Source organism: Escherichia sp. MOD1-EC6300 (genome assembly GCF_002965045.1).
GTDB classification, from domain to species: domain Bacteria; phylum Pseudomonadota; class Gammaproteobacteria; order Enterobacterales; family Enterobacteriaceae; genus Escherichia; species Escherichia coli_F.
The window spans coordinates 1-254 of record NZ_PTRH01000085.1 but is presented as its reverse complement, the minus strand read 5'-3'; the positions used below and the strand labels follow the sequence as shown (position 1 = coordinate 254).

1 rRNA gene is annotated in these 254 nt (G+C 52.0%); it reads left to right on the top strand.

The annotated features are described in order from the left end of the window. Positions 1-2: 2 nt before the first annotated feature. Positions 3-254, top strand: a 23S ribosomal RNA gene (locus BGE37_RS24945); the annotation flags it as partial.

The following is a 254-nucleotide window of genomic DNA, read 5'->3' as shown; positions in this document are numbered from 1 at the left end:
TGTACCCGCGGCAAGACGGAAAGACCCCGTGAACCTTTACTATAGCTTGACACTGAACATTGAGCCTTGATGTGTAGGATAGGTGGGAGGCTTTGAAGTGTGGACGCCAGTCTGCATGGAGCCGACCTTGAAATACCACCCTTTAATGTTTGATGTTCTAACGTTGGCCCCTTATCGGGGTTGCGGACAGTGTCTGGTGGGTAGTTTGACTGGGGCGGTCTCCTCCTAAAGAGTAACGGAGGAGCACGAAGGTT